The sequence below is a fragment of the Nocardioides marmoriginsengisoli genome, from assembly GCF_003725695.1.
GTDB lineage: Bacteria > Actinomycetota > Actinomycetes > Propionibacteriales > Nocardioidaceae > Marmoricola > Marmoricola marmoriginsengisoli.
Genome location: NZ_RJSE01000007.1, coordinates 1,083,417 through 1,106,362, shown reverse-complemented (window position 1 = coordinate 1,106,362; position 22,946 = coordinate 1,083,417). Strand labels below are relative to the sequence as shown.

At 66.0% G+C, this 22,946-nt stretch carries 20 protein-coding genes and 1 pseudogene; 2 read left to right on the top strand and 19 right to left on the bottom strand.

The features are described 5' to 3' along the window. Nucleotides 1–21: 21 nt before the first annotated feature. The 8 genes from EFK50_RS13895 to EFK50_RS13855 form a co-directional block, all read right to left on the bottom strand. Entirely contained in the window at nucleotides 22–1,053 is a 1,032-nt protein-coding gene (locus tag EFK50_RS13895) for a zinc-dependent alcohol dehydrogenase (RefSeq protein WP_183407821.1), read from the bottom strand. 191 nt (nucleotides 1,054–1,244) lie between these two features. After that, nucleotides 1,245–2,930 carry a long-chain fatty acid--CoA ligase gene (locus EFK50_RS13890; RefSeq protein WP_221177385.1) on the bottom strand — a complete coding sequence of 562 codons (1,686 nt, stop codon included), beginning with the start codon at nucleotides 2,928–2,930 and terminating at the stop codon, nucleotides 1,245–1,247. Nucleotides 2,931–3,255: 325 nt separating this feature from the next. Beyond that, complete coding sequence (locus EFK50_RS13885) at nucleotides 3,256–4,611, bottom strand: ABC transporter substrate-binding protein (protein WP_183407820.1); 1,356 nt, start codon at nucleotides 4,609–4,611, stop codon at nucleotides 3,256–3,258. Between the two features lie 78 nt (nucleotides 4,612–4,689). After that, entirely contained in the window at nucleotides 4,690–7,485 is a 2,796-nt protein-coding gene (locus EFK50_RS13880) for an ABC transporter permease subunit (RefSeq protein WP_123228121.1), read from the bottom strand. Nucleotides 7,486–7,512: 27 nt separating this feature from the next. Continuing rightward, the gene (locus tag EFK50_RS13875) at nucleotides 7,513–8,325 is read right to left on the bottom strand and encodes an ABC transporter ATP-binding protein (RefSeq protein WP_123228120.1); all 813 of its coding nucleotides are present in this window, start codon (nucleotides 8,323–8,325) and stop codon (nucleotides 7,513–7,515) included. Nucleotides 8,326–9,149: 824 nt separating this feature from the next. Continuing rightward, nucleotides 9,150–10,181 (bottom strand): phosphotransferase family protein, encoded by a 1,032-nt coding sequence (locus EFK50_RS13865; RefSeq protein WP_123228118.1) that lies wholly within the window; start codon nucleotides 10,179–10,181, stop codon nucleotides 9,150–9,152. Then, the gene (locus EFK50_RS13860) at nucleotides 10,178–11,347 is read right to left on the bottom strand and encodes an acyl-CoA dehydrogenase family protein (RefSeq protein WP_246004151.1); all 1,170 of its coding nucleotides are present in this window, start codon (nucleotides 11,345–11,347) and stop codon (nucleotides 10,178–10,180) included. Before EFK50_RS13860 ends, EFK50_RS13865 begins: the two co-directional genes overlap by 4 nt. An 85-nt stretch (nucleotides 11,348–11,432) precedes the next feature. Next, nucleotides 11,433–12,035 (bottom strand): TetR/AcrR family transcriptional regulator, encoded by a 603-nt coding sequence (locus EFK50_RS13855; protein ID WP_123228116.1) that lies wholly within the window; start codon nucleotides 12,033–12,035, stop codon nucleotides 11,433–11,435. A 40-nt stretch (nucleotides 12,036–12,075) separates the two neighbouring features. Here EFK50_RS13855 and EFK50_RS21890 point away from each other — a divergent pair, with 40 nt between their 5' ends. Further along, nucleotides 12,076–12,324 carry a hypothetical protein gene (locus EFK50_RS21890; RefSeq protein WP_148046168.1) on the top strand — a complete coding sequence of 83 codons (249 nt, stop codon included), beginning with the start codon at nucleotides 12,076–12,078 and terminating at the stop codon, nucleotides 12,322–12,324. Here the strand turns inward: EFK50_RS21890 and EFK50_RS13850 are convergent. Next, nucleotides 12,301–12,600 carry a sulfate permease gene (locus tag EFK50_RS13850; protein WP_123228115.1) on the bottom strand — a complete coding sequence of 100 codons (300 nt, stop codon included), beginning with the start codon at nucleotides 12,598–12,600 and terminating at the stop codon, nucleotides 12,301–12,303. The two genes, EFK50_RS21890 and EFK50_RS13850, sit on opposite strands and share 24 nt — an antisense overlap. A 21-nt stretch (nucleotides 12,601–12,621) precedes the next feature. Then, entirely contained in the window at nucleotides 12,622–13,254 is a 633-nt protein-coding gene (locus tag EFK50_RS21885; protein WP_183407819.1) for a hypothetical protein, read from the bottom strand. On the opposite strand from EFK50_RS21885, the pseudogene EFK50_RS13845 reads away from it, so the two are divergent. After that, nucleotides 13,190–13,747: pseudogene (locus EFK50_RS13845) on the top strand (WS/DGAT domain-containing protein); the annotation flags it as partial. The gene EFK50_RS21885 and the pseudogene EFK50_RS13845 sit on opposite strands and share 65 nt — an antisense overlap. Here EFK50_RS13845 and EFK50_RS13840 read toward each other — a convergent pair. From EFK50_RS13840 to EFK50_RS13800, 9 genes are all read right to left on the bottom strand, one after another. Next, on the bottom strand, nucleotides 13,664–15,106 hold the full coding sequence (locus EFK50_RS13840) for an NAD(P)/FAD-dependent oxidoreductase (RefSeq protein ID WP_246004150.1): 1,443 nt from the start codon (nucleotides 15,104–15,106) through the stop codon (nucleotides 13,664–13,666). The pseudogene EFK50_RS13845 and the gene EFK50_RS13840 overlap by 84 nt on opposite strands. Before the next feature lie 75 nt (nucleotides 15,107–15,181). Beyond that, the gene (locus tag EFK50_RS13835; protein ID WP_123228113.1) at nucleotides 15,182–16,024 is read right to left on the bottom strand and encodes a 3-hydroxyacyl-CoA dehydrogenase family protein; all 843 of its coding nucleotides are present in this window, start codon (nucleotides 16,022–16,024) and stop codon (nucleotides 15,182–15,184) included. Between the two features lie 46 nt (nucleotides 16,025–16,070). After that, on the bottom strand, nucleotides 16,071–16,913 hold the full coding sequence (locus tag EFK50_RS13830; RefSeq protein ID WP_123228112.1) for a zinc-binding dehydrogenase: 843 nt from the start codon (nucleotides 16,911–16,913) through the stop codon (nucleotides 16,071–16,073). Nucleotides 16,914–16,995: 82 nt separating this feature from the next. Then, nucleotides 16,996–17,760 carry a FadR/GntR family transcriptional regulator gene (locus EFK50_RS13825; RefSeq protein ID WP_123228111.1) on the bottom strand — a complete coding sequence of 255 codons (765 nt, stop codon included), beginning with the start codon at nucleotides 17,758–17,760 and terminating at the stop codon, nucleotides 16,996–16,998. Then, the gene (locus EFK50_RS13820; protein ID WP_123228110.1) at nucleotides 17,757–19,451 is read right to left on the bottom strand and encodes an AMP-binding protein; all 1,695 of its coding nucleotides are present in this window, start codon (nucleotides 19,449–19,451) and stop codon (nucleotides 17,757–17,759) included. Before EFK50_RS13820 ends, EFK50_RS13825 begins: the two co-directional genes overlap by 4 nt. Continuing rightward, on the bottom strand, nucleotides 19,448–20,500 hold the full coding sequence (locus EFK50_RS13815; protein WP_123228109.1) for an acyl-CoA dehydrogenase family protein: 1,053 nt from the start codon (nucleotides 20,498–20,500) through the stop codon (nucleotides 19,448–19,450). Before EFK50_RS13815 ends, EFK50_RS13820 begins: the two co-directional genes overlap by 4 nt. Then, nucleotides 20,497–21,276: an enoyl-CoA hydratase-related protein gene (locus EFK50_RS13810; RefSeq protein ID WP_123228108.1), complete on the bottom strand. Its 780-nt coding sequence runs from the start codon at nucleotides 21,274–21,276 to the stop codon at nucleotides 20,497–20,499. The genes EFK50_RS13815 and EFK50_RS13810 overlap by 4 nt, the downstream gene beginning before the upstream one ends. Continuing rightward, nucleotides 21,273–22,031 (bottom strand): 3-hydroxyacyl-CoA dehydrogenase family protein, encoded by a 759-nt coding sequence (locus tag EFK50_RS13805; RefSeq protein WP_123228107.1) that lies wholly within the window; start codon nucleotides 22,029–22,031, stop codon nucleotides 21,273–21,275. The genes EFK50_RS13810 and EFK50_RS13805 overlap by 4 nt, the downstream gene beginning before the upstream one ends. 29 nt (nucleotides 22,032–22,060) lie before the next feature. Beyond that, complete coding sequence (locus EFK50_RS13800; protein WP_123228106.1) at nucleotides 22,061–22,936, bottom strand: 3-hydroxyacyl-CoA dehydrogenase family protein; 876 nt, start codon at nucleotides 22,934–22,936, stop codon at nucleotides 22,061–22,063. Nucleotides 22,937–22,946: the final 10 nt, after the last annotated feature.

Genomic DNA, 22,946 nt, shown 5'->3' with positions numbered 1-22,946 from the left:
CTCTAGCGGCCGCGATTCCGATTACTTCCTCGGGTCCACCAGGACACGGTGGGCGTTGGCGAACGCCGCGATGTCCTCGAAAACCTGGGGAAGCTGGCTGAGCGCCACGATCTCAGTGATAACCCCGGTCGTCCGAAGGACTCCCTTCGCGAACAGGTCAACGACAACGTCGAATTCATCTCGGGCGTGGGCTCGTGATGTCTGGATGTCAAGTTCCTTGCTCGTCCACATGGCCGGGATCACCTCCACAGGTGCCGTCGGTGCGCTGATCATCACCAGTCGCCCTCCTGGACGCAGGAACTTGACCACTGTCATAAGGCTCGACCCAAGACCGGCGCACTCGTAAGCGATATCTGCGCCACGTCCCCCAGACAATCCGAGCAACGTTGGAAGCAGTTCTTCGTCCTCCGGCGCGAAAGCTGCTGTCGCTCCAAGAGCCAGCGCCACTCCACGCCGGCGCTCGTCCGGTTCGATCACGATGACGTTCACTGCGCCCGACTGCCGGGCGAGCTGCATAGCAAACAGTCCGATGATTCCGGCTCCGATCAGAAGTACCGTGTCCCCTGCCCGCACCCTGCTTCGCCTGACTGCATGGAACGCGACGGCAGCTGGCTCGACCATCGCTCCCTGCTGGTCCGTCACGTTGTCGGGCAGCTTGATGAGACTGCCGGCGGGGACCTGGATGTGCGTGGCGTAGGCACCGTGGTTCGGTGCCGTGGGCAGCGTACCTAACGAGAAGAAGTCACAAAGTCCTTGGTGCCCGGCATGACACATGCGGCAGTCTCCGCACGCCGGTTGGCAGGTACGCGCGACGCGGTCTCCGACGGCGAGGTCCTTGACATTGTCGCCAATGGCAACGACGGCTCCGGTCCATTCGTGTCCCGAGAGGGTCGGCGCATAGGGGTAGCCCTTGCGGTACGCGTCGATGTCGGAGGAGCAGATCCCGGCAAACGTGATCTCCACCCTCGCGTGTCCTGACACAGGCACCTCTGGGCTATTTGCCTCTACCGCGGTGAGTTCGTTTGCGCCGGTGATGACAAAGGCGATTGGCATGGCGTTTCCTTTCATTCGGGCTGGGTGCTGCGCGTTCAAGGTTCAGCACGGTCGACCCGAACTGGGTGTGATCCGCCGCGCGATGCATGGCAGCGGCGGCATCTGCGAGTGCGAAGCGTGCGGCCGATCTTGGGAATCACACGACGTTGTGCGGGAAATGTTCAAGGGCCGCGCTGTTCGCTTCGGCAAACTCAACTGTGGCGTCCGGTCATTGCGCGAAGCACCTTCTTGTCGAACTTACCGGTGCTGGTACGCGGGATGGCGTCGATGAATTCGTAGAGGTCGGGGATCCACCATTTGGCCACCCGCGTCCCCAGGAACGCCTGAATCTCCTTGTCGCTGACAGGGGCCCCGGCTACGACATACGCCAGCGGCCGTTCTCCCCATCGCTCATCTGGAATCCCGACGACTGACGCTTCTCGAACTGCTGGGTGCGCCATAATCGCGTTTTCGAGATCCTGAGAAGAGATCCACTCGCCGCCGGACTTGATGGCGTCTTTCGCCCGGTCGGTGATGCGAACCCAACCGCCGGAGTCGACCGTGCCGATATCACCGGTGCGCAGCCACCCCGCGTCAAACTTGTCCTCTGTACCGCGCGGTGCCCGGAAGTAGGCGCCGGTCACCACCGGCCCGCGGGCCTGGATCTCTCCGACAGACACTCCGTCGTGGGGTTGAATCTTGCCGCCGGAGTCGACTACACGAAGTTGGTAGAGCGGCGAGATTCGGCCAGCCGCGCGACGCCGGCTCCAACGTTCATCCTCCGAAGGGCCAGGCTCGTCTGCTCCGACGGTTGCGCCCGGGAATATTTCGGTCATCCCCCATCCTTGGATCATGCTGACCCCGAAACGGGCATCAAACTCGCGCATCAGGTGCTCGGGAACTGTCGTGCCACCGCAAAGGATCATGCGTAGGGTTGAGAGTTCCACGTTGTCCGACCCACGCTCAAGGGACGTGACGAAATGCAATACGTCCGTCCACAGAGTTGGAACTCCACTAGACCATGTGACTCGTTCGCGGTCGATGAACCTGGCGACGTGCTCGGCCTTCAGATGTGGGCCCGGAAGGATGAGGTCGTTGCCGATCACCGCGCTGATGAATGGCATCCCCCATGCCATCGCATGGAACAAGGGGACAAGGGCAAGCGCCCGGTCGTGGCGACTAAGTGCGTACTGGTCGACGCCTGTCATCGCCAACGCGTGAAGGACGATCGAACGGTGGGAGTACAAGACTCCCTTGGGGTCGCCAGTGGTCCCGCTGGTATAGCAAAGCGAGGCGGCTGAGCGCTCATCGATGCTTGGCCAGGGGAAGTTCATCGACTCAGCCGCGAGCAGCTCTTCGTAGTCGAGAGTGCCCGCCAGCGTGGACCGCTCCTCCCCAGGGCCGGTGACCACGATGACGTGCTCAACTGTGGGAAGTCTGGGAAGGGCAGCCGAGATCAGGTCGACGAGCGAGGCATCGACGATGATGATGCGGTCCTCGGCATGATTGACCGTCCACGCGAGTTGGTCGGGATGAAGACGCAGGTTCATTGTGTGGAGAACAGCACCCATCCCCATCACACCGAGATAAGTCTCGAAGTGCTGCTGGTTGTTCCACGCCAAGCTCGCAACGCGGTCGCCAGGAACAATGCCAAGTCTCCCGAGGGCATGGGCGAGTTGGGACGAGCGAGCCGCGACGTCGCGGAAGCTCACGTCCGATGTTCCCCCGGACTCAGGGTCACGAAGCGTGACGACCCGGCTAGCCCCGTTCACCGTGTGCATCCGTTCCCAGAGCATGGAGACGGTGAGAGGGACCTCCATCATCAAGCCTGGCATCACCATAGACGGTGTCTCACCTGCGCCCTCTCGTGGGTCTGGGCAGTTGTCAAAAGCGCTCATTGGGTCCGTCCTTCACGTCGACACTGTGACGAGCGGCGACGAATCTTCGTGTAGTTCGAATGGGTGTACGGGCTTCACGACGAGCCGCCGTCTGCGTCCCTCCGAACCTCGCGAGGTTCAAGGAACAGCTCGTTTCCGTTGACAGCGAACTCGGCGCGAGTGCGGGCACAGACACCCACATGGCCCTAGGTCCAACGCGCCCCCGTATTCGTTCGTCGAAACCGATCACGAGCACATGACTCCAAACTGGAGACCTCCGTCCTGGCCGACGGACTGACAACTGCATGCCAGGACAGAGGTTTCGTCTAGTCGTGTTTTCCGAGGACTACTTTGCGTCGACGATGGCGTAGCCGCCGAGTGCCTTGTATTCGGTAAGCGCATCCAACGTCTTGCCAGCGGCGTCGTACTTGAGCAACCCGGCACACAGGGAGGGCAGCACGCGCCCGACGGGGTACGTGTTCGAGCAGGTGACACCCTCGATCCCCGTGTACTGGAACGATCCATCGTTCAGGACGTTCGTAACCTTCTCGGCAGTGACGGGACCATCAACGGCGGCCAGCGCCTGGAGGAACAGATCAGCGGCCCAGTATCCGGTCACCGTACCGATGCCCTCGGCTGGCGCGTCTGACCCGATAGCGTCAAGGTCATCCTGGACCTGATTGAACTCCTCCGGAGCCAGGAGGGGGATGCCTCCGGTTGCACCAACCCCGGCGTAGACCCCATCGACGATCGCGGCAGTCTGTGGGCTCTGCAGAAGGGCTTCGATCGGGATCCCTGCGAACGAGTCGCCCTGGTATCCGAGGCCCTTCAGAGCGCCAAGGACGGCCAGGGTGGTGGGGACGACCGTGGTGCCAACGATCAGGTTCGCGCCGGACGAGACGAGCTTCTGTGCGATGGGTGTGTAATCCGACAGTTGAGGTTCGACCGCCGAGGGCAGGTCGGTCTGCGCGTAGACCACATCCATTCCGAGTGCCTCGCCAGCTGCAGCCAAGCCGTTTAGGCCAGCCTTAGACGACGGGTCGTTGGCACCGTAAACCGCGAGCTTCACGTCCGCCGGCTTCTTGCCGGTCTCATCGATGTAGGACTGGAGTGGACCGGTTACACCCACGGCCTTCCCGGGAAGCGGGTTGGCGCAGTTGGTCTGGCCAGTCGTGCTGAACATGTAGGGGTTCTTATCCCAGGTGCAGAAATCTTGGGTGAGCCAACCGAAGGAGGGGACCTTCTCCTTGAGAAGGTAGTCCGAACTTGAACCCGCCAGGGCGGCGTAGGGCACCAGCGCAAAGACCTTGTCGGACTTGACGAGACTCTGGACCGCCTGCAGTGATTCGTTCGGCGTTGCGTGGTCGTCCTCGAATCCGACGTAATTGAAGGTGTAGCCGTTCACGCCACCTTCACGGTTCGCGCGCTCGATGCGAGCCTTAGCCCCCACGTCGAGGCCTGGGAGCGTGTCCTGTCCCCCGCGGGTGGCGCTGCCGGTCCCGCCGATGGTGATGACCCTGCCCTCGATGCCACGCGTGGTCTCACCGCTCACTGCTGGAATCGCGCCGAGCACCTCGTTTACCTCGGCCTTGGCCTGATCGGCGTCCAGAATGGTGGACTGCTTCGGCGAGCGGGAGGAGTCGCCACTATCCGAGCTGCCGCAGGCGGAGACCGCGAGTATGGCGACGAACATGGTCGCCATCAGTGCTCGTGATCGGAGAAGTCGGTGGTTCATGATTTCTTCTTCCTTTGGGTGTTGGGTGGTGCAGGCACGCAGGGGTCAAACGACCTGCGCAGTTCCGAGATAAGCGCTTGTGATCTGGTCGGCGTCGACATCGACGCTCGCTTTGAGCCACGCGAGTTCGCCGCGCTTCAGGGCGCCGACAAGGTCGGCGGTATCAAGTACGTCGCGGGCCTTCTCCTCAACGAGGATCACGGTGGTCCCGTTGCGTCGCAGGGTGTCGAAGGCGGCCATAATGTCTCGGGTGACCAGCTGGGCAAGACCGAGCGAGGGCTCGTCGCTGATGAGGAGACGGTGCCGCCGAACGAGGAATGGCGCCAGGCTCAGCATCTGCTGCTCGCCGCCCGAGAGGTTGCCGGCTGGTTGCTGGCGTCGTTGAGCAAGGGACGGGAAGAGCTCGTAGGCCTCGGCACGTTCTCGGCTGTCTCGAAGCCAGACCTTGAGGTTTTCCTCCACTGAGATCGAAGGGAACACGCCGCGCGATTCAGGCACCAGAACGACGCCGCGGGCCACCCGCTCGGCCGTGGTGAGGGTCGTGATGTCTTCGCCGTCGAAGAGGATCCGGCCTCCTGTCGTCGGGACAAGTCCGGCGATCGTGGAACAGAGCGTTGACTTGCCGGAGCCGTTGGCGCCTAAGAGGCCGAGGACAGACCCGGCTTCGACGGCGAGCGAAACGCCGTGAAGCACTTCGAGTCCGCCATAGCCGGAGCGCACGTCCTGAAGCTCAAGAAGAGCGCGACCGATGTTGCCGGAGTCATCGACTCGCGAGGACACCTGCTTTGTCTCCATCTCCGTCGAGCTCACTGCTACTGGATGTTCGGCGTTGACACGGTCCGCCGGTTGCGCCACCCGAAGGCGGCGCGCATCCCGGCGAGTTCGCGCACGACGGGAGACATCGGCTAGGTAACCGTCAGGCTGCGACGCCATTTGGATAGCACCGAGCCCAAACATTGCTTGCGCGATCAGGTCATTGCTTGTCCCGCCCCACGAAACAAACCCGAAGTTAAACCCATCGGAAATAACGCGCGGCGCGACCGCAGCCACCATGCCAGCCTCGATCGCTGCCGCCGGGCTGCGCAGACCAACCACGACGATGATGGCCAGCCATGTGAAGCTGAGCTGCGGCGGGAACAGTCCACCGTTGATGCTGCCGTACACGCTGGCCGCGATGATTCCGCCCAGGCCGGCAATACCGGAGGACACTGCGAACAGCGTCAGCTTGACCGAGGCAGGCGAAACACCTGATGCCGCAGCCGCCGGCTCAGCGGTACGAGCGGCGATCATGGCGCGGCCGGTCGCCGAACGCAACAGGTTGTCGACCACCTTGGCCAACCCGACGGCGAGGAGGACTACCGCGACCAAAAAGACGCGATCGTTCTCAAAACTCAGTGGCCCCAACGCTGGCCGGGGAATCTGCCACCCGGTGGTTCCGTTGCTCAAGAAGTCGATCTTGAACAGGATGTTTCCGGCGAGAAGTGCCAGAGCAAGCGTTGCGAACGCAATGCCCAAGCCGCTGAGCCTGAGCGCTGGCAGGGCAGTGAGAACTCCGAGCACGCAGGAGAACGCGACGCCGACAAGGAATGCGAACACCATCGGCACGCCGTGGTGGTAGAGCATGCCCGTCATCAACGCCGACGCGGTCACGAAGGCACCCTGGGCAAGGCTAACCATCCCACCGAGGCCCGTCAGGACCGTGAACGACAGGAATATCAGTCCGAGGGCGAAGCCATAGGCGATGAGTTCGCGCCAAAGTTCGTTGGCGAAGAACAAGCCAGGGACCAAGACGACGGCGAGTTTGATCACCCATGGAAGGGCTTTCCTTAGGGGTGACAGGTCGTCTCGATAGTCAGGGAGGGGGGCAGCCGCGGTCGCCGTCATTCCTGCCTTGCGGCGGTTCTTCTCTTGTCCCATGACGATCAGGGCGATGAAAAGGATGAGGAACGGAAGCGAACTGGTGAGGCCGTACACGCTGGCTGCCCACTCCCCAACGCGGCCGAGATATTCCCCATTGACATAAGCGACTACAAGGTTCCGCGCCGCGCCGATCGCGAGACCTGCTGCGAATGCGACTGGAATGGAGGTCAGGCGTGCAATGACGGCAGCGGTGATGGCGACGAACAGGGCGGTCGTGTAGTTGTCGTTGCTCAGGCCGAAGGGTCCAGGGAACGGGACCGCGAGGATGCCCGCGATGGCGGCGAGGACGAAGCTGATCACCCAGGACAGGTCTGAGACGCGCCGAGGGCGGATGCCGCGAAGGCTGGCTAGGGAAGGGCTGTCGACAGTAACCCGCATCTGCAGGCCGATGCGGGTGTACCGCAGCATGGCCCATAGCGCGACGAAGAGGACGATGCTGGCGCCCAGGGCGAAGAGTTGATCGTTGGTGAGCACCAGCCCCTCGGCGATGGTGTGCGAGCCAGTGGGCAGCAAGCCGGCAGCGAGGAAGACTTCGGCAATGTCTTGGAATCCAGGGTGGAAGACACTTTCGATCAGGTCACAGATCAGGACAGTCATCGCCGGCACGGCGATCAGCACACCGACCGATGCCACAATCTTCGTCGATTCCTCGGCCTCGGTCAGACGCGAAAAAACGAGTCGGTTCCACGTGTATCCCATGAGGGGAGCGAAAACCAACGCGATAAAGCCGGCTGCGAGCCAGCCGTTCCAGCCCAACGCACCGTTGAGTTGATAAAAGAGGTACGCAGAGGCGAACGCTGTAGCAGCGTGTCCGAAGTTGAAGATGCGCGACGTGTTGTACGTCAGGACCAGTCCGACGGCTAGGAGAGCATAGAGCGCTCCCGAAACCGCACCGCTGATAACGATGGTGGAGAATTCCATGACTCTTCCTTGTTTCTGGCGTCCCGGTCAGGAACCGAGGTAGGAGGCGATGACCTCTGGGTTGGACTGAACTTCGGCGGGAGTGCCGTCTGCGATGACTGCGCCTTGAACCATGCAGACCACGCGGGTGCAAAGCGACATGACGAAGTCAACGTCGTGCTCGACGAGTACGACCGCGGTGCCAAAATCGGCTGCGAGCTTCCGCACGAGTTCGCCGAGCTGCTCAGTCTCGCGGGTTCCCAGTCCGGAGGTAGGTTCATCGAGCAGTAGAAGGCGAGGGGCGTCAACGACTGCGCGAGCAAACTCCAACAGACGAAGCTGACCGATTGGCAAAGAACTCGCCGGCGCTGTAGCGACGTCAGCCAGTCCGCACTCGTCGATGACAGCTGCTGCATTCTGGAGCAGTTCGCGAGTTTGGCGCTGGCGATGGGGCAACCTCAGAAGGTCACCAAAGAAGCCTCTTCCCCGGGTCGACCACTCGAGCGGCACGAGCACGTTCTCCTCGACAGAAAGCCACCCGAAGGCCTGGTGCCGCTGAAAGGTGCGCCGCACTCCGTTGCGTGCATTTCGGTGCGCCGACCGCTTGGTGATGTCCTCGCCGGCATACGAGATTCGCCCCGCCGTCGGTGTTCGGAGACCTGAGATCGTGTCGAGTGCGGTCGTCTTTCCAGCCCCGTTTGGCCCTAGGAGCCCAACGATCTCGCCTGCGGCGATCGATAGGGAAAGCTTGTTGACCGCGGTGATCCCACCGAATCGGACTGTGACGCAGTCCAGTTCGAGAAGCGTGTGCCACACGGAATCGCCCTGGCCGGGGCTCGCTGAGGGCATCCCGATCGACATGAGACTCGCTCCTTCATCGGACGAGACGACCATCGCCCCGAATGTGACTGCGCTCACCAATGATGGGGTAACCAGGACCATATTTGCAATAGTGTTTGGAACATTGTTTCAAACACGGTCCAATTGGGCCGCCCACGGCGTCTCCTGGGTCGCTTCCCCGCGACGAGGAGAACCGCCGCGAAGACCAGCCCGACATCTAGTCAGGGCGGGTCTGGCCGCTCGCCCAGCCGCAGCGGCCCCAGCGCCAACCGGGCCATGGGCGGCTAGACCTCCAGCCGCGCCGCCCGCCTGAATTGTCGATTGGCTCGTTGAGCTAACGCTGTGCGAGCGCGAGTGGCTGGATGAGCTCGTGGCGACCCTGCAGCGACGACCCCAGGTCGTGCTGGCGGGACCACCTGGCACCAGCAAGACGTGGATCGCGGAGGCGGGTTTGAACTCAAGCGGGTCGGTCATTTCGATGTAGCCCCAACGTCCGAAGCCGCCATGGTTGTTGACCGACGCACACCACGAGTGGCGAGCGGTCTCAGCCTTCGCCTTGGTCGGACCTGGGCTCTTCTGACTACCAGACACCTCGATGACGAGTGTCCTCGGTCTCGGAGTTCCTCGGAGCCAAGAGCGCGGATAAAACGCGGACAATGCACTCTGCATGAGCGTCGCGCCCGACATCTTCGACGTGGGCGCTCCGAGCTCGCGGAGTTCCTCGGCCACCGCCACGAGGTCGCCCTCGGCGCGCGACGTGATAGTAACGCCATAGCCCTAGCTGGCCAGGCTGGTCGCGATTCCTCGTCCGATCCCCCGGGATGCTCCGGTCACCATCGCCGACTTCATCGTCGTACCTCCATCGTCTTGAGTCCTGCAGCGAGAAACTCCGGAACTGCTTGGCCGGCCTCGGCGAAGCCGCGACCACCTACCGCACCGGCTCGGAAGCGGTGATCGATCCCTGCAGCGATGACCGCGATCTTGTAGTAGGCCAGCGCGAGGTGGAACTCCCAGTTCGACAGCTCGACTCCTCCCGCGGCTTCGTAGTCGCTCGCCAGACTCTCGAGGCTGGGAAGGCGGCTGCTCGTCCAGGCACTTGGCGATCCAACGATGAGGTCGAAAGCAGGGAGGCGGTACGCGCACATCATTGCAACGTCGGCCACCGGGTCCCCGATCGTAGACAGCTCCCAGTCGACAATCGCCGCAACAGACGGCGAGCCATCGAAGCGCAGCAGGGTGTTGTCGATGCGATAGTCGCCGTGGACGATGCCGGCGGAACGCTGTTCCGGGATGGACACGGCAAGGCCAGCAACCAAGTTCTTCGCGGCGGCGGAGATGTTCGCGTCGTATTGTCCGACGAGCTCCCACTGCCCCGACCATCGTCTGAGCTGTCGCTCGGCGTACGCATCCGGTCGACCGAACCCTTCCAAACCGTGGGCGACATGGTCCACACGGTGCAGCGCGGCCAGCGCCTGGAGCAGCCGAGAGATGACCACCGTCGCCGTCTCGTCGTCGAGTTCGTCCAGGTCGGTGCGCGACTGCACAGTCCTGCCCTCAACGAATCCACTGACTGCAAAGGGACCACCCAGCAAAGACTCGTCCTGGCATAGGGCGACCGCCGGGGCGACGGGTACACCGGCCCTGCTCAGGGCGCGGGTCACCCGGAACTCGCGTCCCACGTCATGAGCTGACGGTGTACGGCCTGCCCGCGGGGGCATGCGCAGAACCCAACGCGAGGTGCCATCGTCCAGCCGAAAGGTCAGGTTGGATCGCCCACCCGCGATCTGCGACCCTTCCAAGGGACCCGCAACGTCGACGCCCTGGCCTCGCAGAAACGTGGCTACGGCATCGAGGTCGTCGCGCGACAAGCCACTCATCGAGCGACCTCGGTCACGTTCCTCACGGCACGCTTGGCGATCGACCAGCGATGCACCTCGGAGGGGCCGTCGTAGATCCGGAAGGGCCGGAGTTCCCGTGCGATCTTGGCGACCGGAAGGTCTCGGGAGACCCCCAGCCCACCGCACATCTGCCCAGCTCTGTCGACCACACGGTCCAAGGCTTCGGCTGCGTACGTCTTGGCGATCGACGTTGACACCGACGCCCGCTCGCCGGCGTCCAGCTCCGCACAAGCCTTCATTAGAAGCGCGCGGGTGGCCGCCAGGTCGATCTCGTTGTCGGCAATCATCTGCTGGACCATGCCCTGGTCCGCGAGGCGTGACCCGAAGGCCCGCCGTTCGGCGACGTACCGGATGGCGGTCTCCTGCGCCCGAGCAGCCGCTCCGGTCCATCGCATGACATGGGTCATCCGTGCCGGGCCGAGCCTGACCTGGGCGTAGCGGAAGCCCTCGTCGACGCCGCCGAGGACGAACTCGTCGGGGACGAGTACGTCGGTGAACTGCAGCTCGCAGTGCCCGCCGATCATAGATCGGTCCATGGTTCCGATGTGCCGGACGACGTTGATGCCGGGGGTGTCACCGGGCGCCAGGAACATCGTGGCGCCGCCCAGGTCACCCGGCTCACCGGCGGTCCGAGCCATGATGATGAAGAAGCCGGCGCCGTCTGCGCCGGTGATGAACGACTTGCGGCCGTTGAGCAGCCAGCCATCGCTGACTTTCGAGGCGCGCGTCATGAGCAACGACGGGTCCGACCCCGCACCCGGCGAAGGCTCCGTCATCGCAAACGCAGAGCGGCATCTTCCACTCACCAGGGGCGCCAGGAAGCGCGAGCGCTGCTCGACAGTGGCGACGTGGTCGAGCAGGTGGACATTGCCCTCATCCGGCGCGTTGACGTTGAGGGCCATTGGGCCGAACAGGGAGTACCCCGCGGCCTCGAAGACCCCGGCGCGCTCGGTCATCGACAGCCCGAGTCCCCCGCAGTCCAGGGGGCCGTGCGGTGACAGCAGGCCGCGTTCGCGCGCCAGTCCTTGGAGCCGCAACCGCAGGTCGTCACCTCCCGCCGCCTCGATGTCCCCGTCGAACTCGTCATCGACGGGCAGCACCTCCGTGCGCACGAACTCAGTCGTCCTCTGGACGAGCTTCTCCACATCTACCACGCTTACCTCCGCACCGACCGATCACTCGCTCGGTAAGCGTCACATGCGAACCCGCCGTGGTCAAGGCAGGGTGACGTCAGCGATTCCCGAGCAGGCCGTGGACCATCACGAGGTAGCGGGCGACGACCTCGTCGGGCGTCTGCGGCCCATCCTCGCGGAACCACGAGGCGACACCGACGCACAGCGTTGACACGGCGCGAGCGGCCTCTTTCGGCGAGGGCGTCGCAAATGCACCGTGGACCTCCCCTGCTGTGATGAGGTCCTCCAGCATTTGCTGCTGTTCATCGCGGAGGGCGACATACGCAGCCCGATTCTCCGGCAGCAGGCTTCGGATCTCACTGGACGCCACGAAGGCCTGGTCACGACGGAACATGTGGAACCGCAGCAGCGACTCGACCAGTGCATCGAGCCGCGCTACCGGGTCATCGGCACCCGACTCGACGGCGGCCCGCGACCGGCTGAGAAGCTCGCCCATCACGGTGAGCACGAGGTCCATGAGGATGTCCTGCTTCGACCTGTAGTGGTGATACAACCCTGGAACCGACAGGCCTGCACGACCGGCGATGTCACGGATGCTCGTGCCGTGGAAGCCCTTCTCCGCAAAAACTCCCAGCGCAGCGTCCAGCACTCGTGGCAACGGAGCCACGTCGTACTCTCGCCAGTCAGCGCCGAGGTTCATACCCTAACTCTAGGAGCACCAGGCCCTCTAATCTCCCAACATGCCAACCACGAAGCCCACCGTCGGCGTCATCGCCGGCAACGCCTTCACCTCCTTGCTCAGCAACCCGACCCACGTGGAGATCGAAACCACCGTACGGCGCGCCTTCGGCGGCCACTCCCTCGCTCACAAGCGATGCGTTGGACTCGAGCCCTCGCGTCCCTCACAAAGTGCCAGGGCTGTTGCTGTTCCTCGCGATGCCTTCCTCGACGTGCAGACTTTGCAATCAGCGACAGGCGGCGCGCACTAGCATGCACGGACTGAGTACCGCCATCCAACCGAACTTGATCGCGTTCCAGAAGAAAAGGATTACCAGGACGTTGAGCCAGCCGGGTCCCCCCTCATTCACGAGTGTGTCGCAGAGACTCATGACGAACAGATAGACAGGCACCGCCACGACCGCGACTGGAACAGCCCACTTGAGACCCCGCCGAGTGCGGAGCAGGTCGATCGCGATGTTGGTGGGCATGTAGAAGCGCGTGTAGCCGCGGATGGCAGCGCTCACGTTCCACATCAGAGTGAGCATGATCTTCTCCTTCGGTTGGGCTCACTCGACTAATACGCCCAGCCAGCGACACATCGACTCTGCCACCGCTGGCGCTTGTGGATAAGTCGGGGCGAACTCACCCTGTGGGACTACCGCATCGTCGGTCCGTCCGCCGTCACGGCTCGAGTGCGACTGGCTGGAAGCGACGCCGCCTCTCCAGCTAACGCGCGAGCACGCCTCATCGCTTGCTTGGCGCGGGCGGCGTCGAGCCTGCGCGTCGGTGCGTGGCTCGTCGCCAAGCGCGCTACGGGAGTCGATGCGGTAGCGATCGCGATAGGCGGCGACCGTTCTTACCTCGTGGAACCAGCGACCGCGTAGCTGGTGGCGGGTGGGCGGTTCGCCGAGCCTCTTTACCCACGGCTTATTGTGTTCGACGGCTGTCTCGGCCAGGGCGTGCGCACGCGATTCGATCAGGGACTGACGCTGCGCGAGGGCCGCGGCCATGTCCTCGCTCATCGGGCCGACGGCGCCGGGGATGAGGCCGCCGATCAGTTTGGCCTCGGTCCGTCTCTTGCCGCGCCCAGGTTGCGTGGACTCGTGCTGAAGCCGACTGATCAACACGGCTCCGATGTCCTCGGCATTGTCGATCGCCAACGCTGTCGGCGGGAGTGTGAACGACGTGGTCCTGGCCATGTGCGGTTCTGCTCTCAAGGAGTACTTGACCGAGCTCGACGCCCTGCCCGACCGCTCGTTGATCGCCATGGTCCCCGTCTCCCTGCGCAAGCCCGACGGCGACACCTCGAACGGCGGGAACCTCTTCGGTTCCATCCTCTGCGACCTGCGTACCGACACCGCCGACGCCGTCGAGCGCCTGTCCTCGATCTCCAGCGGCATGAACGTGGCGAAGGAGCGGATGCGTGGTCTGTCCCCCGCTGAAGCGCTCGCAGTCAGCAAGCTCCTGATGGCCGGCGTGGCGGTGGGAGCCATCTCGGGCGTTACCTCGATCCCCCGCCAGCCGTTCAACCTGATCATCTCGAACGCGCCAGCGTCGAACAGGCCGCTCTTCATGGGTAGCGCGAAGATGACCGACCTGTACCCGATCTCACTCATCACCGAAGGCCAGGCCGCCAACATCACAGTGACCCGCTACGACGACAGCATGAACATCGGCGTCGTCGGCGACAGGCGGCGACTCCCCCACCTCCAGCGCATGCTGGTCCACCTCGAGAACGCTGTCGCCGACCTCGAGAAAGCTCTCCTGACGTGAACCTCGATTCGGAGGGCATTGCGCCTGAGCGGCCGCTGCGGCCTTCTCGGCGGCAAGGGCGTGGCGCTTCGCAGCGTGGTCCAGGCCCTCCTGCCAGGTGGCTCCCTTGCTGATCAGCACCCGGTACTTCATGATCTCCGTCTGTCCGTTGACCGTGAGTGCGCCGATCAGGCGGTCACCCTGGCGGTAGAGCGCCACCCAGCGACCATCCTGGTCCGTGTCACCGTCGACGAGGACGACCTCGTCGGCGTCCGGCAGGCCGACGAACTGGATCCGGACGTCGTACCAGTCGGACCAGAAGTAGGGCACCGTTCCGTAGGGCTTCGCGTTCTCCGGATCCAGGGCGTTGCGTGCTGCGGCCGCGCCCTGCTCGGCGGCAGCGGTCCAGTTCTCCATGCGCTGCCGGATGCCGAAGACCGGGTTCACCCAGTTCGCCACGTCGCCCGCGGCGTATACGCCCGGCGCTCCGGTCCACAGGTTGGCGTCGCAGACGATGCCGTTGTCGACCGTGAGGCCAGAGCCTTCGAGCCACTCCACGCAGGGCGCCACGCCGATGCCCACGACCACGAGATCGGCCGGGATCACCGTGCCGTCGTCCAGGACCACCCTCTCGACCCGGCCGTCGCCCTCGATGGCCGCCACGCCGGTCCCGCAGCGCAACGTGGTCCCGTTCCGCTCGTGGAGAGCGGCGATCGCGGCGCCCATCTGCTTGCCGGTGGCGCGCACCAGCGGAGTCGGGAGCGCCTCGACGATGGTCACCTCGACCCCGCGCTTGTTCGCACCGGACGCCACCTCGGAGCCGATAAATCCGGCGCCGATCACAACCGTGCGTGCGCCCGCGTCGAGTGCCGCGCGCACACCGATCGAGTCGTCCAACGTGCGGAGCCCGAAGACACCCTCCAGGTGCTGAGTACCGGGGATGTGCCGGACGGCTGCACCCGTGGCGATCACCAACGCGTCGTACCCGACCTCGAATTCACCACCGACGGTCACAACCCGGCGCACGGTGTCCAGTCCGGTCGCCGGCCGCCCAAGCATGAGCTCGACGTCGAGTTCCTCGGAGTAGACGTCGTCTGAGCGGAAGTACGGCTTCTCCGGTTCGGCTCCGCCCTCGAGCACCTCGAGGTACGCCTTGGACAAAGGCGGCCGGTCGTAGGGCAGGTGCTCCTCGGCGCCGATCAGCGTGACAGATCCGGAGAAGCCAGCTTTCCGGGCCGCTTCCACTGCCCGCAGCCCGGCCAGGGAACCCCCGACTACAACGAGGCGATCGATGCTCATGACTCCGCTCATTTCTCTTCTGGCCAAAGAGTTCTCAGCTCGATGTTAATGGTGATTAGGCAAAAAGGCGAGAGGCTACCAGTCGTAGAAGCCGCGCCCGGTCTTCCGGCCCAGCTCCCCGGCCGCAACCTTCTCCACCAGGATCTTCGGCGGGGCGAATCTCGGCCCGATCTCGCGAGCGAGGTGTTCGGCAATGGCGAGCCGGACGTCTAGCCCCACCACGTCGGTGGTCCGCAACGGACCCGTCGGGTGCTTGTAACCCAACGTCATCGCGAGGTCGATGTCCTCGGCCGACGCCACCCCCTCCTCCAGCATCCGCATGGCCTCGAGGGCGATGGCAACCCCGAGCCTCGAGGAGGCGAACCCGGGGGCGTCACCGACCGTGATCGGGGTCTTGCCCAATCCGTGCACCCACTCCTGCGCCTCGGCGACCAGCGCCGGGTCCGTACGGCTCCCCACGACGATCTCGACGAGGTCGCTGGCAGGCACGGGGTTGAAGAAGTGCAGACCGAGGAAGCGTTCCGGGCGCGCGAGCCGGTCGGCGATCTGGTCGATCGACAGCGAGCTCGTGTTGGTGGCCAGCACCGCCCCGGGAGCGATCACCTCGACCTCCGCCAGGACCGAGACCTTCATGTCGACCGACTCGGGGACCGCTTCGACCACGAGCTCGCACGATCCGAGGCTCGTGGCATCGGTCACGACCTGGAGCCGCTCGGCGACCTCGGCCGGCGGCAGCTCGATCGACCCCCGTTGTGCCGCCTTCTCCAGGCTGGCGACGATCGCCTGATGAGCCCGGTCGGCTGCGTTCCGGGTAACCTCGACAACGGTGACGGCGGCACCGCCGACGAGGAACGCGTGAGCGATCCCCGCTCCCATGCGCCCGCCCCCGTAGACCCCGACGTGCTGTGGCAACTTCATGAGTACTTCCTCTCGATGGATGTGATCGACAACGGCACGGGAGCCCTCAGCCGAGTCCGGTAGTCAGGACGACCTTTCCGCAGACGCCTCCGTCACTGACCTTCTGCAAGGCCTCGCCGGCCCGGTTCAGTGGCAGTACGTGGCTGACCGCTGCGTCCAGGCTGCAGTCGGCCATGAGATCGAGAACGCCGTCCGTCGCGGACCGCATCACCTCAGGCAGGCGGTCCCGGTAGTCACCGCCCAACGACTCGAGGCAGACGTCGACCCCCTGCCCGTCGTTGGCGCTGAGCACGTCCGCGCGCAGCGACTCCGGCTTGGAGGTGAGGACCACCTCGGCGCCGAAGGAACGTGCCACCGCTGCTCGGGCTTCGTCCTTGGCCACGGCGATGACCCTGGTCCCGACCGCCTTCGCGAGCTGGACGCCCGCCGTACCGACGCCGCCGCCAGCTCCCTTGATCAAGGCGGTCTCCCCTACCTGGAGCCGCCCCCGTCGGAACAGGCCGAGGTGAGCCGTGCAGTAGACCAGCCCCGCTCCGGCAGCGTCGGTGTAAGAGACGGAGTCCGGAAGGTGCACCACCCAGCCCTCGGGTGCGACCACCTGCTCGGCGTAGCCGCCGTGCTCGATGATCGCCAGGACACTGTCCCCGACCCAGACCCGCTCGACGCCGGCTCCGACAGCGGTGCCTCGTCCGGCGGCTTCCTTCCCCGGGCTGAAAGGGAGTGGTGGCAGGTTCTGGTACGTCCCCTCCACCACGAGGACGTCGGGGAAGTTGACGCTGACGGCGGCCACCTCGATAGCGACCTCGCCCGGACCCGGGGTCAGGTCGGCGACCCGTTCGACGACGAGGCTGGACGGGGGGCCGAATTCCTTGACGAGCGCAGCGCGCACGGATACTCCTCTGTGGGTGGTGGGGATCGCGTTCCGACGGCGCGGGCCTGGGGCCCGTGCCGTGCGTCGATCGCGGGGTCGGTCAGTCGCGCGGAGCTGCAGGGCCGACGTTCGCGGCCTTGATGTGGGCGCGCAGGTACGACAGGTGCGCCGTGATGGCCGCCTCAGCCGCCGCTGCGTCGCCGGCGGCGATCGCGTCGACGATGGCTTCGTGCTGCAGGTAGGTCTCGCGCCCGACCTCGGCCGACAGCTCCAGGTAGCTGACCGGCTCGGACTCGCGGTGGACCGCGTACACCAGCGCCGCCAGCACCCGGTTGCCCGAGATCTGCGCGATCGCGATGTGGAACTCGGCGTCCAGACCGGGAACGTCCGGGTCGTCCACGGACCGGATCCGCTGCTCTTTCAGGATCCGGCGGAGCTCTGCCACGTCGTCGTCGGTACGCCGCGCGGCGGCAAGCACTGCTGCCGGCACCTCGAGGTGCTGACGGACCATCGAGACCTCGTCGAAGCTCACGGAGCCCAGCTGCAGGAGGTTGTGCACCGAGGTCTGCACGATCTCACCCAGGGCGTGGTGGTCCACTGCCTGGACGAAGCTGCCGCCACCCGCACCGGGGAGCTTCCTGATGAGGCCCTGCGACTGCAGCGCGGTGAGAGCCTCGCGGACCGTCGGGCGGCTCACGTTGAACTGACGGGCGAGCTCGGCCTCCGCTGGAAGCCGCTCACCGGTCCGGAGCCGGCCGTTCAGAACAGCGGCGCGGAGGGCGTCCTCGACCTGTTGGCGTGGCCGGACGACTCGGTGACCGACGAGTGCCGGCACCTCGGTCCCGGTTTCGCCGTCAGGCGTCACAGCCTCTGCCCTTCCTCGTCCGGTCCGGTCTCGTCGACCATCTCACGCAGCTTGAACTTCTGGACCTTACCGCTCTGCGTCATCGGCAGCCCGTCCAGTACCACGAGTCGCTCCGGAAGATAGTGCTTCGACAGACCTGCGGCACTCAGGAAGTCGCAGAGCCTGTCGAGGTCGAGCTCGGTCCCCGGAGCCAACGTCACCACGGCACAGGTCCGTTCACCGAGCCGCTCGTCCGGCACCCCGACCACGGCTGCGTTGACTACCGAGGGATGGTCGAAGATCAAGGTCTCGATGTCCGTGACGGGAATGTTCTCGCCGCCGCGGATGATGATGTCCTTGCTTCGGCCGCGCAACGACACCCACCCGTGCTCGTCGAGCGACGCGGTGTCGCCGGTCGCGAACCACCCGCCCGGACGGAACGACGCCGTGGTCGCGTCGGGCCGCTGGTAGTAGCCGAGGAACATCGACGGACCCCGGACGAGCAGCTCACCGGTCTCGCCCGGCGGAATGTCGTTGCCGTCCGCGTCGACGACCCGGGCGCCGGACCGGTCAAAGACCGAGCCGTCGGTCTGCAGGACGGCCGCCGGTTCCTCGGGCGTGCACGAGATCGTGATGCTGCACTCGGTCATCCCCCACGCAGGAGCGATGTAGGCGCCGAACGCCTGCGACGCGCGAGCCGGGAGGCTGCGCGGTACCGAGGAGCCAGCGACCACCAGGCAGCGCAGCGGGCAGGCGGGATCGTCAGCCAGGTCGGTGCGCAGCATGTCCTGGAGGAAAGCCGGAGCACCGAAGAAGCAGGTGACGCCCTCCTTCCGGATGATCTCGACACCCCAGACAGGGTCCCAACGGTCCACGTGCACGCCGGTCCCGGCCAGGTGCACGGTGAAGAGGACCCCCCAGACGAACCCGGTGTGGTGGCCCGTGGGCGACGCGACCAGCTGCACCATCGGATCACCGAAGGTGCTCGCGCCGAGGTGCTCAGTCAGCTGCTCGACGCTGTGCATCAACGTCTCGTGGGTGTGCATGGCACCCTTCGGCTCTCCCGTGGTGCCGGAGGTGAAGCCGAGGTAGCAGACACCTGACGGGTCGGCGGCGACCGTCGCGGGCCCGAGGTCGGGACCGGTCAGCCGCGCCCACAGGTGCTCCTGCTCGTCGAAGGCGACGTCGTCGTCCGAGTCGTCCACCACGACCAGTTGCTCCAGCGCGGGAAGGGTGTCGCGCAGACGACGGGCCAGCTCCAGGTGCTCGACGCTGCGCCAGCGACGGGGCACCACCAGGACCTTGGCGCCGCTGCGCCGCAGGATCGCCTCTGCCTGCCGCTCGCCGTACGCGACCGGAACCCCTGTGTAGATCGCTCCGAGCCCGTTGATACCGAACAGGAGCGCGCCGTACTCGACCCAGTTGGGGAGCATCACGGCCACCGCGTCACCCGCTGCCACACCGAGACCGCTCAGTGCCGCGGAGGCGCTGGTCGCCGCCGCGTCGAAGTCCCGGTACGTCCATCGGGTGACCTCGCCGTCGCTGCGGTACCCGACGAGCGCGTCACGGTCCGGGTGCTCGGCTGCCACTGCTGCCAGCACCTGCCTCAGGGTGCGTCCCGACCACGAGCCGTCTGCACGCCACCTCGCGACGTCGTCGACGTCGATCGTCGCCTCGCCCGAGCGGATCAGGTCGTCCAGGGTCAGGCTCATGATGCCTCCTCGGCAAGGAGCTGCGCGGAGCCGCCCACGAGCAGGGCCGCGGCGGCCTGGGTCGCGGCCAGGGCTCCGGTGGCGGCGCGCAACGAGACTGCGTCGCGCAGGAGACCCTCGACGCCGTACTCGACGATGTAGCCGTATCCGCCGTGCGACTGAAGGGCAGCTGCTCCTACGGCGATCGCCCGTTCGCAGTTGCCGGCGAGCGCTGCGGCCGCTGCGACCGCGGTCGTCGTGCCGTCCACCGCGATGGAGAAGGACTCCAGCGCGAGCTGGGTCTGGCGGAACAGAGCACTCCGGACGGTGGCCAGGCGGGTCAGGGGACCGCCGAACTGCACGCGCGCCTGGGAGTACTCGATCGCCCGTTCGGCGGCCTCGGCCGCGAGCCCCGCAGCGACCGCGGCCGCACCGAGGTGGAGCCGGGCACGGATGCCGTCGAGGGGCAGGTCGGTCAGCTCGGCCACGTCGGCCCGATGCGCGTCGACGTCCGCCGACAGGGTCAGGGCGCCGGCCATGCCGGTGCGCCGCAAGGTGCGCAACGGCTGCACCGAGTCGGCGCGCACGTACCAGGCCGTTCGATCATCCACGAGCACGACGACGTGCGGGTGCTCCCCGGCCGGATCAATGCGCCACAGTCGACCTCGCACGGCGTCGTCCGACGCCTCGAGCTCGACGGCCGCGGAGTCCAGTTCGACGACGACCACGGGATGGCCCGCGTGGATCTCGGCCACGACGTCGAGGAGTCCGGCAGAACCGAGCACCTCGGCCGCGGCATGGGCCTGGACACTGCCCCAGGCCGCGCCCGCCCACCGCCGACCCAGGCACGCGAGCGCCAGCTGACGGAGGTCAGCGGGGGCTCCCCCGCCGCCGATTTCCTCGGGGACCCCGAGGGTCCACACACCGGCCTCGACGAGTGCTGCCCTGATCCCGGCGACCCGGGTGTACGCGTCGCCGGGAGCGTCGGCGTCCTGCTTGGCCGCCAGGGCGTCGAGCATGCCGACGAGGTCGGACTGGTCCGCTGAGAGCGGGACCCCGAGCCAGGTCACCGCCAGAACCTCTCCGGGTCGGGGTCGCGGCGCTCCTTGAACGCGTCGCTGAGCTCGTGGGCCTCGGTGGTGCCGAGGTAGACCGTGAGCTGCTGGTCGTGGGCCATCCGAGCCTGCCCGGAGACACCGTTGTGGCGCGCGCTGAACGCTGCCTTGAGCGCTCCGATCGCCATCGGGCTGCGGGTCGTGATCTCCCGAGCGACCGCCTGCGCCGTCGCGAGGAGCTCGGAGGCGGGCACGACCTCGTTGACCAGGCCGCGCGCGAGGGCTTCGTGCGCGTCGTACTTGCGGTTGAGGTACCACATCTCCTTGGCTCGCTTGCGGCCGATCGTGTCCTCCAGGTACCAGGTGCCGTAGCCCGCGTCGAAGCTGCCGACCATCGGGCCCACCTGCCGGAACACGGCGGTCTCCGAGGCGATGGTCAGGTCGCAGACGTTGGCCAGGACGTTGCCGCCACCGACCGCGAACCCGTTGACCGCGGCGATGACAGGCTTCGCGATCGTGTCGATCGCCTGGTAGACGTCGATGATGGGGAGCACCTGCGACTGTTCCAGGGACGTGATCGGGTCGTGCTCGCCCCCGATGCAGAAGAACTTCTCACCACTGCCGGTCAGCACCGCAGCGCGCAGGCTCGGATCGATCCGGAACCGCTGAAGGGCGTCGCTGAGCTCGAGACACGTCTGGTGCCGGAACTTGTTGCCGGCATCCTCCCGGTTGATGGCGATGGTGAGCACCGCGCCGTCGCGGTCCACCAGGATGTCCTCGTAGCTGGTCATGCGTGGTCCTTCCTGTCGTGGAAACCTGATCCGCTCGCACCGCCGGTCCGGCCGGTGGCGACCATCGTCCGGAGGAGGGGCGGGGCCGCGAAGACGCGGTCCTGCAGAGCGGCGAACGCCGCGTCGGTGGCTTGTTCGTGTGCGTCCAAGCCGATGTCGTCGAGCATCTCGAGCGGCCCGCGCCGGTAGCCGAGGCCCAGGCGTAGCGCCACGTCGAGGTCCTCGGCACTGGCCAGTCCGTCGTCCAGGGCCTGCACGACGTCGTTCAGGTAGGGCATCAGCAGCCGGTTCAGCAGGAAGCCGGGCCGGTCCTTGACCTCGACGGCCACCTTGCCGAGCTCGTCGACGAACGCGGACAGTCGCTCGAGCACGCCCGGAGCCACCAGGTCGGTGCGCACGACCTCGACCGCAGCACCGTCGAGAGTCCGGTGCAGGAAGTGCAGCCCGGCCACCCGTTCGGGACCGGGCACAGCGGTGGCGAGCTCGGTGACCGACAACGTCGCGGTCGTGGTGGCGATGACCGCGGTCCGCGCCGCCAGCGACGCGATCGCCCGGAGCGCGTCATGCTTGGCCGTAGCGTCTTCGGCGACCGCCTCGACGACGAGGTAGGCGGCGCGCAGCGCGTCCTCGGCGCCACCCGGGTCGGAGGCGTCTGCAACCCGCACGACCGAGCAGCCGGCCGCTTCGGCCGCCGCTGCGATTCCGTCAGCCAGGGCGTCCGTCCCGACCACGACGATCTTCTCGAAATATGGCATCGATGTTCTCTCTTCTCGTCGCGCCGGCGTCAGGAGCCGAAAAGGCGGTTGTCGTCGTAGGTGTAGAAACCGCGACCGGTCTTGCGCCCGAGGTCACCGGCCGAGACCATCCGTTCGACCATCGGCGGCGGCGCGAAGCGCGGGTCGCGCAGCTGCTCGTACAGGCGCAGGGCGACCTGCTGGTGGATGTCCATCCCGACGATGTCGAGCAGCCGGAACGGTCCCATCGGATGGCCGAGGTTGCCCTTGACCGCCGCGTCGATCGACTCCTTGGTGCCCAGACCGGACTCGAGGGCCCGGATGCAGTCGTTCTCCCACGGGATCAGGAAGCGGTTGACGATGAACCCCGGCATGTCCTTGGTGATCACGACCGTCTTGCCGACCGACGCCATGAACTCCGACGTGACACGGTGCGCCCAGTCGGCGGTGTGACGCCCGAGGGCGACCTCGACCAGCTTCATCAGCGGGGCCGGGTTGCAGTAATGGGTTCCCACCACGCGTTCGGGATGCCTCGACCCGGACGCGATCGCCGTGACCGACAGCGTGGACGTGTTGGTGTGGAACAGGGTCGTCTCCGCGACGATGTCGTCCAGGCGTCCGAACAGGTCCTTCTTCACCTCCAGGTCCTCGAAGACCGCCTCGATCACGACATCGCAGTCGGCGAGGTCGGTCAGCTCGGTGCTGCCGATCAGGTTCGCGTTGGCGGTCTCGCCCTGCTCGGGCGTCAGGCGTCCGAGCTTCACGCTCTTGGCGAGGAAGTCGCGGGTGGTCGTCAGGCCGCGCTCGACCCGGTCCTCGGTCAGGTCGTAGAGGATCGTCCGGTGTCCCGCGCGGACGGCGACGGTGGCGATACCTGATCCCATCGTCCCTGCGCCGAGGACGGCGACATTCGAGGTCTTGGTCATGTCAGCTCCT